This is a genomic window from Streptomyces sp. NPDC029044, assembly GCF_040637495.1.
Classification (GTDB): Bacteria; Actinomycetota; Actinomycetes; order Streptomycetales; family Streptomycetaceae; genus Streptomyces.
In genome coordinates this window covers 37,993-50,794 of record NZ_JBEZWN010000018.1, presented here as the reverse complement: position 1 = coordinate 50,794, position 12,802 = coordinate 37,993, and the positions used below count along the sequence as shown (strand labels likewise).

The window sequence follows — 12,802 nt, the reverse complement described above, 5'->3', positions numbered from 1 at the left end:
AGACTGCTCATGGCCGTCGAGACCGACGTCCTGGACGAACTGCGTCGGCTCCGCACCCGCATACCCCGGCTGACGGGCTCCCTCGCGGCCACCGTCGACGGACTCGTCCTCGCCCACGACGTGCCGGGCACCGAGCCGGAGGGTCTCGCGGCGCTCACCGCCGCCGCCCTCGGCGTCGCCTACCGCACGACCGACGCCGCAGCCCGCGGCGACTTCCGCGAACTGCTGGTGCGGGGCACCGGAGGCTACGTCGCGACCTATGCCGCCGGAACGACCGCCGTGCTCACCCTCCTCGCCGAGGACCGCGTCAACGTCGGCCGCCTGCACCTCGAAGGTCGCCGCAGCGGCGCCCGGATCGCCGACCTGGTGGCCACGGGCGTGGGCCCGGGCACCGGCCGCCACGCAGACCGGCCGGCACCGGAAGAGCCCCTCGCCACGGTGCCCCCGGCCACGGGCCGCCCCATCGGCACCCTCCCGGTACGCACCCCGCAGCGGCCCGCACACCGGCCGCGCCCGCAGACCGGCATCTGAGCCACCCGACCACCCGACCACCAGACCGCCAGACCCACCGAACCTTCCGACCCACCGAAGTAGAAGACCGAAGGAAAGGAACCGAGCGCATGGCCAACACGGAGACCGCGCTGAAGGAATGCCTGAGCTCCATCGACGGAGCGACGGCCGTCGCACTCGTCGACTACACCAGCGGCATGGCCCTCGGCACCCTCGGCGGCACCAAGGACTTCAACCTGGAGGTCGCCGCCGCGGGCAACACCGACGTCGTGCGGTCCAAACTGCGCACCATGGAGCACCTGGGACTGAAGGAGGAGATCGAGGACATCCTCATCACCCTGAACACCCAGTACCACCTCATCCGCCTCCTGAAGGGCCGCGGCGGCAGCGGACTCTTCCTCTACCTCGTGCTCGACGGGAGCCGGGCCAACCTAGCCATGGCCCGCCACCAGTTGCGCCGCATCGAGGCCGACCTGGAGGTCTGATCCGGCAGCACCCGACGGGAGCCCTCCGCCACGGACACGTAGCGGAGGGCACCGGCACGCCGCACGGCGACGGCTCACACGCAGCCGGCCGCGTCTACGGTGGGTGCCATGACGGCACCCCTGGACGTGCTCGTGGTGGGCGCGGGCCCCACCGGGCTCGCCCTCGCGACCCAACTGCGCGCCTGTGACACCCCGTTCCGGATCGTCGACCGGTCACCGGACCGCGCCCGGGAGTCACGCGCCCCCGCGATCCAGCCCCGCACCCTGGAGATGCTGTCCGCGTTCAGCGTGGCGGACGACCTCGTCGAGCGGGGCACTGCGGCGGCCCGGCTGCACCTGCATCTGCCCCGACGGGTGCTGCGCGTCCCGGTGTTCGACGTCGGCTGCGACGACACGCCGTACCCCTTCCTGCTGTTCCTCCCGCAGTCGGAGACGGAGGCCGTCCTGGCGGCTCATCTGGCCGAGCGGGACGTGACGGTGGAGCGGGGCACCGAACTGCTCGGCGCCGAACCGGAAGGTGAGTACGTCACCTGCCGCCTGCGCCGCCGCGACGGGACCGAGGAGACCGTACGGGCCCGCTACGTCGTGGGCTGCGACGGCGCACACAGCACCGTGCGCGCCCGGGCGGGCATCGCCTTCGAGGGGTACGCCTATCCGCAGACGTTCCTGCTGGCGGACCTGGAGGCCGACGGACTGGAGCAGGGCACGGCCCACACGTACATGACCGCGGCCGGGCTGCTGTTCTTCTTCCCGCTCGGTACCCCTGCCACCTGGCGGATGATCGCGATGCAGCCGCCGGGCGCCCCCGGCGGCGAGGTGACCCTGGACCTTCTCCAGCGGATCGCCGACGGCTGGACGCCCGACAAGCCGTCCCTGCACGACCCGGTCTGGATGACGAGTTTCCGCATCCACAACCGCGGAGCCTCCCACTACCGCAAGGGTTCCTTCTTCCTCGCCGGCGACGCGGCGCACATCCACAGCCCGGCCGGGGGGCAGGGCATGAACACCGGCATCCAGGACGCGCTCAACCTCGGCTGGAAACTCGCCCACGTCTGCCGCCGGGCCGCCCCCGAGGAGTTGCTGGACACGTACGAGGCGGAACGGGCCCCGGTCGGCCACGGCGTACGCCGGCTCACCGACCGCGCGTTCACCGTCGGCACCAGCGGCCACCCCGTACTGCGGCTGGCACGGACGCGTCTCGCCCCGCACCTGGCCCCGCTGCTCCTGCGCGCGACCGGTGCCCGGGCGCGCCTGTTCCGCACGGTGTCCGAACTCGGCATCCACTACCGCCGCGGCCCCGCCTCCGCCACCGGGCCGCACCTCCCGCGGCAGGGCCCCCGCGCGGGAGACCGCCTGCCCGACACCCCGGCCGGGCTCCAGCGGCGCATCGCCGGACCGGGCTACCACCTCCTGCTCACCGGCCCCGCTCACCACTGGCCCGAGGATCTGCCGCTGGGCGAGCGGCACGGCTTGCTGAGCGTGCACCGCCTGGGCACGCGGAGCCCGTGGCCCGGCGTCGCCCAGGCCCTCGTACGGCCCGACGGGTACGTGGGTCACCTGGCACGCGGCACCGACCTCACGGCCCTGCGCGCCCACCTGGACCGCTGGCTGCCTGCCTCCTAGGAGGGGAGGCCGGCGAGCCACCCGGTCAGGAGCCGGTTGGTATCGGCCGGCCGCTCCTGCTGCACGAAGTGACCGCAGCCGTCCAGGATGTGCGAGGCCTTCAGCCCGGGCAGCGTGGTCGGGAACGCGTCGATCGCGTCGGCCAGCCAGGTCGTGGAGGCGTCCAGGCCGCCCCCTATGAACAGCGACGGCTGGGTGACGGGGGCACCGGCGAAGTCCGCCAGGTCCTGCCAGTCGCGGTCCATGTTCCGGTAGCGGTTCAGGGCCCCGGTCAACCCGGTGCGTTCGAACTCCGCGGCGTAGACGTCGAGGTCTGCCTCGCTCATCCACCCCGGCAGCCGGCCGGCGGGGAACCGGTCGCGCAACCGGCCGCCGCGGGCCACGAAATGGGGGTCGGCCCCGGGCGGTGCGTCCGCCGACAGGGCCGCGTAGAAGCCCGAGAGCCAGCCGCGCACGTCGGGCTCGATCTCCGCCTCGGCCCGGCCGGGCTCCTGGAAGTAGGAGACGTAGAACTCCTCCTCACCGCCCATCCGCGCGAAGACCTCACTCGGTCGCGGCCCGCCGGGCGGGGTGTAGGGCACGCTCAGCAGTCCCACCGCGCGGAAGATCTCCGGCCGGACCAGAGCGGAGGTCGCCGCGATGGTCGCGCCCCAGTCGTGCCCGACGAGCACGGCGGACCGCTCGCCCAGGGCCTCCACCACGGCGACGTTGTCCTCCACGAGCTCCAGCATCCGGTACGCGTCCACCTCCGGAGGCCGGGACGAGCGTCCGTAGCCGCGTACGTCCACGGCGACCGCGCGGTAGCCGGCCGCGGCCAGCGCCGGCAGCTGGTGGCGCCAGGCGTACCAGGACTCGGGGAATCCGTGCAGCAGGAGGACGAGCGGTCCGGCGCCCTGCTCGACGAGGTGGGTGCGGCCGGCCGGTGTGGGCACCAGGCGGTGCGTGCGGCCGGCGGCGGACGTCTGCGGCATGGATCCTCCCGCGATCCGAGGGGCGATCGGTCCAGCGATCATCCAGCGCCCGCCGCGAAGCACGCCAAGCCTGTTGCCGGATCGGCAAAAGGCTCAGCCGTGGAAGGTGATGTATCCGTTGCGGTCCGGGTCGGAGCCGCTCCTGGTGTACGAGTGGACGTCGGCACGGCTGCCGGACGGCTTGTACACGTAGATGGTGTCCTTGTCGTTGTTCCACATGAAGTTGCAGTTGTCGCGGTAGACGACGTTCTTGCTGTCGGAGTCGGCCCCGTTGCCGCCGCGCAGCTTCACGTAGTCACCCGGCTGAAGGGTGTGGCTCGCGGTGAAGGTGAACTTGTTCCCCGCGGCGTCCTTCACGACGTACCCCTTGAGGTTCACGGTCGTGGAGCGCGAGTAGTTCTTGATGGTGAGGTACTCCTCGGCGGTGTTCCCGCCCGAGCAGCGGTTGGAGTCGCGGCCGGGAGCGTCGTACTGGATGCCCCGGATCTTCAGCGCGGAGTTGTACTCGGCAGCCTGGGCCGGGACCGCCGACAGGGCGGTCAGGGTTCCGGCGGCGAGGGCCGTGGTGGCGACAAGGCGTATACGCATGGACGTTCGTCCCCCCTGCATGGCCTTCGGGTGAAGGCGATGTGATGGTTCGGTGAAGCATCCGGATCGTACACGCTTCAAGTACGCAGCAGGGCGGGTCCGGTGACATTGCCACCGAACCCGCCCCGCGGGAGGTAAAGCGCCGGCTGCGGGGCGTCAGGCGCCGCTGGCCCGCAGCATGTCCTCGCGCTCGACGATCTTCACGCGCTCGCGGCCCTCGGGCTCGCCGAGAGCCTTCTCCGCGGCGTCCAGCCGGTACCAGCCGTCCCAGGTGGTGAAGCGGATGCCGCGCTCGGCCAGGAACGCGTCCACGGCTTCGGGGCCCGGGGCGGCCGGCGTGTGCAGCCTGCCGCCCGCGTAGTCCTCCAGCAGGTTCTTCACCGTCTCGTTGGCGTCGCCCTTGGTGTGCCCGATGAGACCGATGGGGCCGCGCCGGATCCAGCCGGTGACGTACGTGGACTGAAGGTGCTCGCCCGACTCCTGCATGACCCGGCCGCCCTCGTCCGGAACGGTGCCCGAGTCGATGTCCCAGGGCAGCTTGGGGAGTTTGTCGGACAGGTAGCCCACGGCGCGGTACACCGCGCCGACGTCCCAGGTGTTGAAGGTGCCGGTGCCCTTGACGTTGCCGGTGCCGTCGAGTTCCGTGCGCTCCGTGCGCAGGCCCACGACCTTGCCGTCCTCGCCGAGGACCTCGACCGGCGACTCGAAGAAGTGCAGGAAGAGCTTGTGGGGCCGGTCGCCGACGTCGCGGATCGCCCAGTTCTCCAGGGTCTTGGCCACCATGTCGGCCTGCTTGTTGCCGCGCCGCGTGGTGATCGAGCCCTCGTCGTAGTCGATGTCCTCGGGGTCGACGATGACCTCGATGTTGGGGGAGTGGTCCAGCTCCCGCAGCTCCATCGGGCTGAACTTCGCCTGCGCCGGGCCGCGTCGGCCGAACACGTGGATCTCCTTGGCCCGGTTGGCCTTCAGACCCTCGTGGACGTTCGCCGGGATCTCGGTCGGCAGCAGTTCGTCCGCCGTCTTGGCCAGGACGCGCGCGACGTCGAGGGCGACGTTGCCGACGCCGAGCACGGCGACCTTCTCCGCCTCCAGCGGCCAGGTCCGCGGCACGTCCGGGTGCCCGTCGTACCAGGACACGAAGTCCGCGGCGCCGTACGAGCCGTCCAGGTCGATGCCCGGAAGGGAGAGCGCCCGGTCCGCCGTCGCGCCGGTGGCGAAGATCACGCCGTCGTAGAACGCGCGCAGATCGTCCAGGCCGATGTCGGTGCCGTAGTCCACGTTGCCGAAGAGCCGGATCTGCGGTTTGTCGAGCACCTGGTGCAGGGCCGTGATGATGCCCTTGATCCGCGGGTGGTCGGGCGCGACGCCGTAGCGGATCAGGCCGAACGGCGCCGGCATGCGCTCGAAGATGTCGATGGAAACGCCGGGTTCGGCGGCCACCTCGGACTTGAGCAGGGCGTCGGCGGCGTAGATCCCGGCGGGGCCGGATCCGACGATGGCTACCCGCAGGGGGCGGGGCATGGTCAGGTTCCCTTCGAGCGGCGACAAGCGATCTCGACGGGAAGCCTAAACTAAGGCATGCCTAAGTCGGTACGAGGGTCCGGTCTATGAGCTCATAAGGCTACTTTATGGGGAGTGCATGGTCCCGCTTATGGCAGGGGCTGCTCCGCCCAGATCACCTTCCCCGCGGGCAGGTAGCGCGTCCCCCAGCGTTCCGCGAGCTGCGCGACCAGGAACAGGCCACGCCCGCCCTCGTCCGTCATGGTCGCGTACCGCAGGTGCGGTGAGGTGCTGCTGCTGTCGAAGACCTCGCAGATCAGGTTGCGGTCGCGCAGCATCCTGACGCGTATGGGGCCGCCGCCGTACCGCAGCGCGTTGGTGACCAGCTCGCTCAGGATCAGCTCCGTGCTGAACGTCAGCTCGTCCAGGCCCCAGGCGGACAGCTGCCGGCTGACGGCCGCCCTCACCTCGCCCACGGCCGCCGGGTCGGCCGGCACCGGCCACTCGGCGACCTGGTCGGCGGCCAGCGCCCGGGTGCGCGCGACGAGCAGCGCGATGTCGTCGCTGGAGCGGGCCGTGAGCTGCGAGTCGAGCACGACCCGGCAGGTGTCCTCCGGCGACTGCCCCGCCCGGCCCAGCGCCTCGCGCAGCATCTCCAGACCCACGTCGATGTCCCGCTCCCGGTCCTCGACCAGCCCGTCGGTATAGAGGACGAGCCGGCTGCCCTCGGCCAGCTCCAGCTCCGCCGTCTCGAACGGCAGACCGCCGAGTCCCAGCGGGGGACCGGCGGGCACGTCGGGATACTCCACCGTGCCGTCCGGGTGGATCAGCGCAGGCGGCGGATGCCCGGCCCGCGCGACGGTGCAGCGCCGGGACACCGGGTCGTAGACGGCGTACAGACAGGTCGCGCCGGTGACCGGGGCGCTGCCCTCGTCCTCCGTCTCGTCCTGGTCGATACGGCCGACCAACTCGTCCAGCAGGGCGATCAGTTCCTCGGGCGGCAGATCGAGGGCGGAGAAGTTGTGCACCGCGGTGCGCAGCCGCCCCATCGTGGCCGCGGCGTGCAGCCCGTGACCGACGACGTCGCCGACCACGAGAGCCACCCTGGCCCCCGACAGCGGCAGCACGTCGAACCAGTCACCGCCCACCCCGGCCTGCGCGGGCAGATAGCGGTAGGCGATCTCCAGGGCACCCTGCTCCGGCAGGTTGCGGGGGAGCAGGCTGCGCTGGAGTGTCACCGCCATGCTGTGCTCGCGGGTGTAGCGGCGCGCGTTGTCGATGGAGACGGCGGCCCGCGCGACCAGTTCCTCGGCCAGGGCCAGCTCGTCCGGGTCGAACGGCTCCGGCTTCTCGCAGCGCCAGAAGCTGACCACGCCCAGCACCAGGGTGCCGGCCCGCAGCGGCACCGTGATCAGCGAGTGGATGCCGTACGCGACGATCTGGGCCGAGCGTTCCAGGTCCTGTGCCTGCCAGCCCGGAGCCTCGCCCAGCCGGGGCTCCAGGACGGGGCCGCCGGTGGCGAGACTGCGGCCCTGCGGCGAGGACTCGACGAACCTGATCCGCTCGCCGGCCTGGTAGAGCGGCGCGTCCTTGCGGATCCCGCTCACCGCCGTCCGGCTCAGCGAGGCCGCCGCGTTCGGCTGGCCGCCGCCCAGCACCGCGTCGAAGAGGTCCACGGTGACGAAGTCGGCGAACCGCGGCACGGCCAGCTCGGCCAGCTCCTCGGCCGTGCGGGTCACGTCCAGGCTGGTGCCGATGCCCACCCCGGCGTCGTACAGCATGTTGAGCCGTTCCCGGGCGGTCTCGGCCCGCCCGGACAGCGCCCGCAGTTCCGTGGAGTCGCGCAGGGTGGCGACGCTGCCGGGCGGCACCCCCGCACGGTCCGTGGTCCGCTGGTTCACGGCGAGGAGCCGGTCCCCGACGAGGTGCACCTCGTCCGTGGCGACGCGTCCGGAAGCCAGCAGGTCGGCGATGCCCGGGTCGAGGCCGAGACCGAGGACGTGCCGGCCCTCGGCGTCGGCGGGCAGCCCGAGCAGCCGGTGCGCCTCGTCGTTGGCGAGGACCAGGGTGCCCCCGTCATCGACGATGAGAACCCCTTCCCGGACGGCGTGCAGCACGGCGTCGTGGTGTTCGTACATCCGGGTCATCTCGTGCGGACCGAGCCCGTGGGTCTGGCGCAGCAGCCGTCGGCTCACCAGCGCGGCACCCGCCGTCGCCAGGACGAGCGCAACCGCGGCGGCCGTGAGCACGAGCGGCAGCTGACGGTCGGCGGTGCCGCCGACGTTCTGGGTCGTGATCCCCGCCGAGACCAGGCCCACGACCCGGCCGTCCGGGTCCTTCACGGGCACCACGGCCTGCACGAGCGGACCGATCGTGCCCTCGATCTCCTCGGTGAACGACTTCCCGGCCAGCGCGGGCGCGAGCGTCCCGACGAACTTCTTCCCGATCCGGTCCGGCTTGGGGTGGGTGTAGCGGATCCCTTCGGTGTTCATGACGACGATGAAGTCGACCTTCGACCGCTCCCGTGCGGCCTCGGCCCGGGGCTGGAGCACGGCGGTGGGATCAGGGCTCTGGAGCGCCTCGACGGTGCCCGGCGCGTTGGCGAAGGTCTCCGCGACGGCGAGCGAACGGTTGCGGGCCTCCTGCGTCGTGTCGTGCCGCACCTGTAGCACCAGGGCCACGACGGCCGCCACGACCAGCAGCAGCACGATCACCACGACGAGCAGGAACACCTGTCCGGCGACGCTGCGTCCGCCCAGCACCGACCGCAGCCCCGCCCCCGGTTGCCACCGTGGCGAGCCCGCCTCCCGCCGCTGCCGTGAGGACGGCGCAGCGCCGGGCCGCAGGGGCGATCGAGTCCCGGATCGACCCAAGAGTCGGACCATGTGCCATGTCTACACTGCCCGGCCCCGGGAGGCGAGGGGCATCACCCATGGTGACAGGGGGTCCTCACCGTTTCGTCACGTCTGCGGGCCGGACGGGCTCGCCACCCACCGGTGAACGCGCGACCCGCCCACCGGAGAACGTACGGCAGTCTCAGGCGCCCAGCGAGCGGGCCAGCTCGGTCGTGGCCCGGGCGATCTCGCCGTCCTCGTCCGCCATCAGCCGGCCGAGCTCACCGCGTCGGGAGCGCACCGCCTGGCGCGCCGCACGCTCCCACACCACCGGGTTCTCCCGGTGGTTCAGCAGCTTCGGATAGACGGCGGCGGTGCTCTCCCACTGCCGTGCGTCCGCGATGTTCTTGAGCAACTGGATGATCTGGGCGCGGCAGGTCACCTGCGGCAGCTTCGCCAGCTCCCACAGGAAGGGAACCGTGGCCGCGGTCGCCTGCTCCACCACGAAACCGAACTGGCAAATCCGTTTCCGCAGGTCGTCGAGGGCGGAGCGGGCGGTGTCGGCGTCACCCCCCGCGATGCCGGTGAGCAGGTGGGGGATGGCCGCAGCCGAACCGGTGGAGTCCTGGATGTCGCCCCACGGCACGCGGTCCAGTGCTGTGAGCGGCGTGTTCCGGGCCGGGGCGGCGGGGCGCTGGGGGCGCTCGCCGCTCGGGTGTTCCGTCGAAGCGCTGCGCATGGCGAGGGGCCTTTCCGCGGCAGTGGTGTCAGATGGGTGGACAGGGTGGGGCGGGCCGGGTCGACATCCTGGCCCAGACCGTCTTGCCCGCCGGGGGACTGGGGGCCCAGCCCCACTCCTCCGACAGGGCGTCGACGATGCACAGCCCCCGGCCGTGCTCCTCGAGGTCGATGCCCGCCGGCCGGTACACGGGCGGGTGGTCGTCGGAGTCGGAGACGGTGACCAGCAGATGGCCGGGGTCCAGGAGGAATCCGAGCCGGATCTCCGGGACGCCCGGCGCGTCCGAGGCTCTCGGCGCCGCGTGCGTCGCGGCGTTGGCGGTGAGCTCGGTGATGACGAGGGTCGCGTCGTCGCAGCGGTGGTCGAGTGACCAGCCGCGCAGGGTGTCGCGGGTGAAGGACCGGGCTCGCGCGAATCCCTCCCGGCTGCACTCGACCCGCAGTGCGGCCGAGGCGGACAGGGCACCCGAGAACTGCGGCAGTGTCCTCGGCACCGAGGGCGGAGCCCCGTACGGCGAGGCCGGGTGCGGGCCGGCCGGGAAGGCGGGGTCCGCCGCGGGTGTGCCTGCGTGTGCCGCAGCCCCACTCGGCGGCCGGAGCACGTGCTGCGCAGGTGATGACACGGCATCTCCCCGATGCGACGTCAGGACGCGGCGCCCGCCCGGGGGTTGACGCCGCAGCTATTATCCACGCTGAAGGCGCTCGCGTGCAATTGCACGAGAAATTGCGTGAGAATCGAGCCGTCGTGGGTACGCAAGCCGGGACGAGTGCGGTCGAAAAACGCGCCCGCCACTCGTCCGGACGGCCGGGCACACCGTGCGCGGCGGGGAACGAGAACAGCGAGGAGACTGCGGTGCCACCAGTGCAGAACGGAGTGCGGGCGAGCTCGTTGGAAGCCTGCTGGATGAAGAGCCGGCACAGCAACGCCGAGGGCAACTGCGTCGAGGTCGCCCCCCTCGTCGACGGCGGGATCGCCCTGCGCAACTCCCGCGACCCCGACGGGCCGGCCCTCGTCTACACGTCGGCGGAGGTGGCGGCCTTCCTGGCCGGAGCGAAGGACGGCGAGTTCGACCACTTGCTGTGAGGGACGGTTCCGTCCGCACGCGGCGCGTGATGCCCTCGCGGAGAAGCGGAGTCCAACTCCCTACTTCTGCGGGGGCTTTGCCGGCGGATGCGTGAAGGCCCGGTGAAGTGCGATAGTGTAAGTCGCCCTTGTGCCGGTCTGCTGGGAGTCAGGATGTCCGCCGCGTCGCATCGCATCTCCCGTCTGGAACCCTACCTGGACAGGCGCGAGCCGGCGCCGACTCTGCTGAAGATGCTGGTCGGTGTACAGCTCGCCGGCTTCCGCGAGGACGCCGGGCTCGCCCAGGACCAGGCGGCGCGCGCTGTCGGGTTCAGTGCCGCGAAGTTGTCCCGCATCGAGTCGGGCAAGGGCCGCCGCCCACCGACGGAGAACGACGTCCGCGCCCTGCTGGAGCTGTACGGCACCGACGACTACGAAGTCTCGGTGCTGCTCAAGCTGCTGCAACGGGCCGGCGAGCCCGGCTGGTGGCAGCGGTACGACAAGCGGCTGATGCCCGAGTGGTTCGACCGGCTGGTCGGGCTTCAGGAGGCCGCCGCCACCATCCGTACCTTCGAGATCCAGTACGTGCCCGGCCTGTTGCAGACACCCGCCTACACCCGGGCCGTGGTGGAGCGCGGCTTGCCGAACGCGCCTGCGAGCGAGGTGGAGCGGCGCGTCGAACTGCGCAGGCACCGGGCCCGGTTGCTGTCGCGGAGCGACGCCCCGCAGTTGTGGGCGATCATCGACGAGTCCGTGCTGCTGCGCGTCCTGGGCAGCATCGACGTGATGCGGGAGCAGCTCGCGCACCTCGTGGAGATGGCCGGACGCTCCCATGTGACGTTGCAGATCGTGCCGTTGAGCGTCACCAACGCCTCGGCGCCCGCCATCCCGATCACATACCTGCGCTTCGGCGGTCTCGATCTGCCCGACGTGGTCTACCTGGAGCACATCAAGAGCGCGAACTTCCTCGAGGACCGCGACGAGACCGAGGAGTACCGGATCGCGCTGGACCGGCTCGCGGACGAGGCGCTCAAGCCCCGTGACTCGATGGAGCTGCTCCGGCAGACGATGGAGCAGCGCTACCCGTGACCCGCGGAACCTCGTGAGGGGCGACGGCCGTCCCGCACGAGGCACCGCTTCGGTCGCGTCTCCGGGTCACTTCTCCAGGGGGATCCGCCCGACACCGCCGAACTCGATCCACTCGTGGGTGAGCTGACGGGGTGCCACCTCGGTGTCCGGACGCCAGGTCGACACCTCGACCAGCCCCGGCTCAAGGATCTCCAGGCCCTCGAAGTACGTCTGCACGTCCTTCGGTTCGCGCACGCGGCCCCAGTGTCCCTGGGTCGCCTGGTCCATGAAGTTCGTGACGAAGGCACGGACCTCGGGGTCCTCGCTGACCAGCTGGCACATCACCATGAAGCTGCCGGGCGCGAGCCGTTCCCGCACGCGCCGGGCCACCGCGAGCGGCCCGTCGGTGTCGCTGTCCGGGATGCAGTGGAACACCGAGTTGAACAGCACGCACACCGGCTCGTCGAAGTCGATCAGCCGCTTGGTGTCGGCGTGGCCGAAGATCTGGTCGGTCTCGCGCATGTCCGCGTGGATGACGGTCGTCCGCTCGTCCTGCTCCAGCAGCGCGCGGCCGTGCACCAGCACCATCGGGTCGTTGTCGACGTAGACCACGTGGGTCGTGGGGTCGATGCGCTGGGCGACCTGGTGCACGTTGTCCTGTGTCGGCAGGCCGGATCCGTGGTCCAGGTACTGGCGGATGCCGTACTCCTCGGAGAGGGTCCTCACGACCCGCTGGAGGAAGCGCCGGTTGTTCAGGGCCAGGCGGCGCGTGCTGGGGACGACCTTGTCGAGCTGCTCGCACGCGGCGCGGTCCGCCGCGTAGTTGTCCTTGCCGCCCAGGTAGTGGTCGTACATGCGCGCTGCCGTCGGCACGTTCGCGTCGATCTCGGTGGACAGCTGCTTCTCGGAGTGCATCGTTCCCCCTGCAAGGTGCCGCGCCAACGGACTGGCTGGACAGGAAGTACATCCTAGGGAGCGGGAGTTGGGCGGTGCCAGCCCACCGGCGAAGGTGCCCACGATCGAACGACAAGATGATCGCGTCCGCGTGGGCCTATGTGCCGTATGTAAGCATATGTGCACTTTGTGTCACCGGCGCTTCAGGCGGGTACTCGCCGACGGCAGTGTCGTCCCTCGTGGGAGGCGGGCCATGGACACATCGGCCGACCGGATCACGGACGTCTGGGGCTCGCGCACGCCGTACGGGGCAGGCGCGTCCTGGCCGTCCCGGACCGACACCCGTCTCGCGGCGGGCTTAAAGGAGCGGCGCGAGGACGACCGGCTGGTGGAGTGCGACCGGGACACCGCCATGAACCGGATCACGGCCCGGACCAGGGAGCTGCTGGACGTCGGCGGGCCCGGCTCGATCGGCCTTTACACCAGCGGGCAGCTGTTCAGCGTCTGACCCGGCGGTTCACCGCGGTC

Annotated in this window: 12 protein-coding genes and 1 pseudogene; 6 read left to right on the top strand and 7 right to left on the bottom strand. The window is 71.4% G+C overall.

Annotated features, from left to right (window positions below):
- Nucleotides 1-9: 9 nt before the first annotated feature.
- The 3 genes from AB0E85_RS17250 to AB0E85_RS17240 all read left to right on the top strand — a co-directional run bounded on the left by AB0E85_RS17250 (nt 10) and on the right by AB0E85_RS17240 (nt 2,618).
- Entirely contained in the window at nt 10-531 is a 522-nt protein-coding gene (locus AB0E85_RS17250; protein ID WP_361927459.1) for a roadblock/LC7 domain-containing protein, read from the top strand.
- An 89-nt stretch (nt 532-620) separates the two neighbouring features.
- On the top strand, nt 621-995 hold the full coding sequence (locus AB0E85_RS17245) for a hypothetical protein (protein ID WP_104782382.1): 375 nt from the start codon (nt 621-623) through the stop codon (nt 993-995).
- A gap of 108 nt (nt 996-1,103) precedes the next feature.
- The gene (locus tag AB0E85_RS17240) at nt 1,104-2,618 is read left to right on the top strand and encodes an FAD-dependent monooxygenase (protein ID WP_361927456.1); all 1,515 of its coding nucleotides are present in this window, start codon (nt 1,104-1,106) and stop codon (nt 2,616-2,618) included.
- Here AB0E85_RS17240 and AB0E85_RS17235 read toward each other — a convergent pair.
- The 6 genes from AB0E85_RS17235 to AB0E85_RS17210 all read right to left on the bottom strand — a co-directional run bounded on the left by AB0E85_RS17235 (nt 2,615) and on the right by AB0E85_RS17210 (nt 9,743).
- Entirely contained in the window at nt 2,615-3,589 is a 975-nt protein-coding gene (locus AB0E85_RS17235; RefSeq protein ID WP_361927454.1) for an alpha/beta hydrolase, read from the bottom strand. The genes AB0E85_RS17240 and AB0E85_RS17235 overlap by 4 nt on opposite strands.
- 93 nt (nt 3,590-3,682) lie before the next feature.
- Nucleotides 3,683-4,177 (bottom strand): lamin tail domain-containing protein, encoded by a 495-nt coding sequence (locus AB0E85_RS17230; protein WP_361927451.1) that lies wholly within the window; start codon nt 4,175-4,177, stop codon nt 3,683-3,685.
- A gap of 156 nt (nt 4,178-4,333) precedes the next feature.
- On the bottom strand, nt 4,334-5,698 hold the full coding sequence (locus tag AB0E85_RS17225; protein ID WP_361927449.1) for an FAD-dependent oxidoreductase: 1,365 nt from the start codon (nt 5,696-5,698) through the stop codon (nt 4,334-4,336).
- A gap of 128 nt (nt 5,699-5,826) precedes the next feature.
- On the bottom strand, nt 5,827-8,562 hold the full coding sequence (locus tag AB0E85_RS17220; RefSeq protein WP_361927446.1) for a SpoIIE family protein phosphatase: 2,736 nt from the start codon (nt 8,560-8,562) through the stop codon (nt 5,827-5,829).
- Nucleotides 8,563-8,713: 151 nt separating this feature from the next.
- A complete protein-coding gene (locus AB0E85_RS17215; RefSeq protein WP_361927443.1) occupies nt 8,714-9,250 on the bottom strand; it encodes a hypothetical protein in 537 nt (178 codons plus the stop codon).
- A gap of 28 nt (nt 9,251-9,278) precedes the next feature.
- Nucleotides 9,279-9,743, bottom strand: a complete 465-nt coding sequence (locus AB0E85_RS17210) for an ATP-binding protein (protein WP_361927441.1) — start codon at nt 9,741-9,743, stop codon at nt 9,279-9,281.
- A 359-nt stretch (nt 9,744-10,102) separates the two neighbouring features.
- On the opposite strand from AB0E85_RS17210, the gene AB0E85_RS17205 reads away from it, so the two are divergent.
- Together AB0E85_RS17205 and AB0E85_RS17200 are read left to right on the top strand one after the other, a co-directional pair.
- The gene (locus AB0E85_RS17205) at nt 10,103-10,333 is read left to right on the top strand and encodes a DUF397 domain-containing protein (RefSeq protein WP_062930994.1); all 231 of its coding nucleotides are present in this window, start codon (nt 10,103-10,105) and stop codon (nt 10,331-10,333) included.
- Nucleotides 10,334-10,486: 153 nt separating this feature from the next.
- Nucleotides 10,487-11,401 carry a helix-turn-helix transcriptional regulator gene (locus tag AB0E85_RS17200; protein WP_361927437.1) on the top strand — a complete coding sequence of 305 codons (915 nt, stop codon included), beginning with the start codon at nt 10,487-10,489 and terminating at the stop codon, nt 11,399-11,401.
- 66 nt (nt 11,402-11,467) lie between these two features.
- Here AB0E85_RS17200 and AB0E85_RS17195 read toward each other — a convergent pair whose 3' ends face one another.
- The gene (locus AB0E85_RS17195; RefSeq protein ID WP_361927435.1) at nt 11,468-12,295 is read right to left on the bottom strand and encodes an SAM-dependent methyltransferase; all 828 of its coding nucleotides are present in this window, start codon (nt 12,293-12,295) and stop codon (nt 11,468-11,470) included.
- 232 nt (nt 12,296-12,527) lie between these two features.
- Between AB0E85_RS17195 and AB0E85_RS17190 the strand changes: the two are divergent.
- Nucleotides 12,528-12,773 (top strand): annotated as a pseudogene (locus tag AB0E85_RS17190) (hypothetical protein); the annotation flags it as partial.
- Nucleotides 12,774-12,802: the final 29 nt, after the last annotated feature.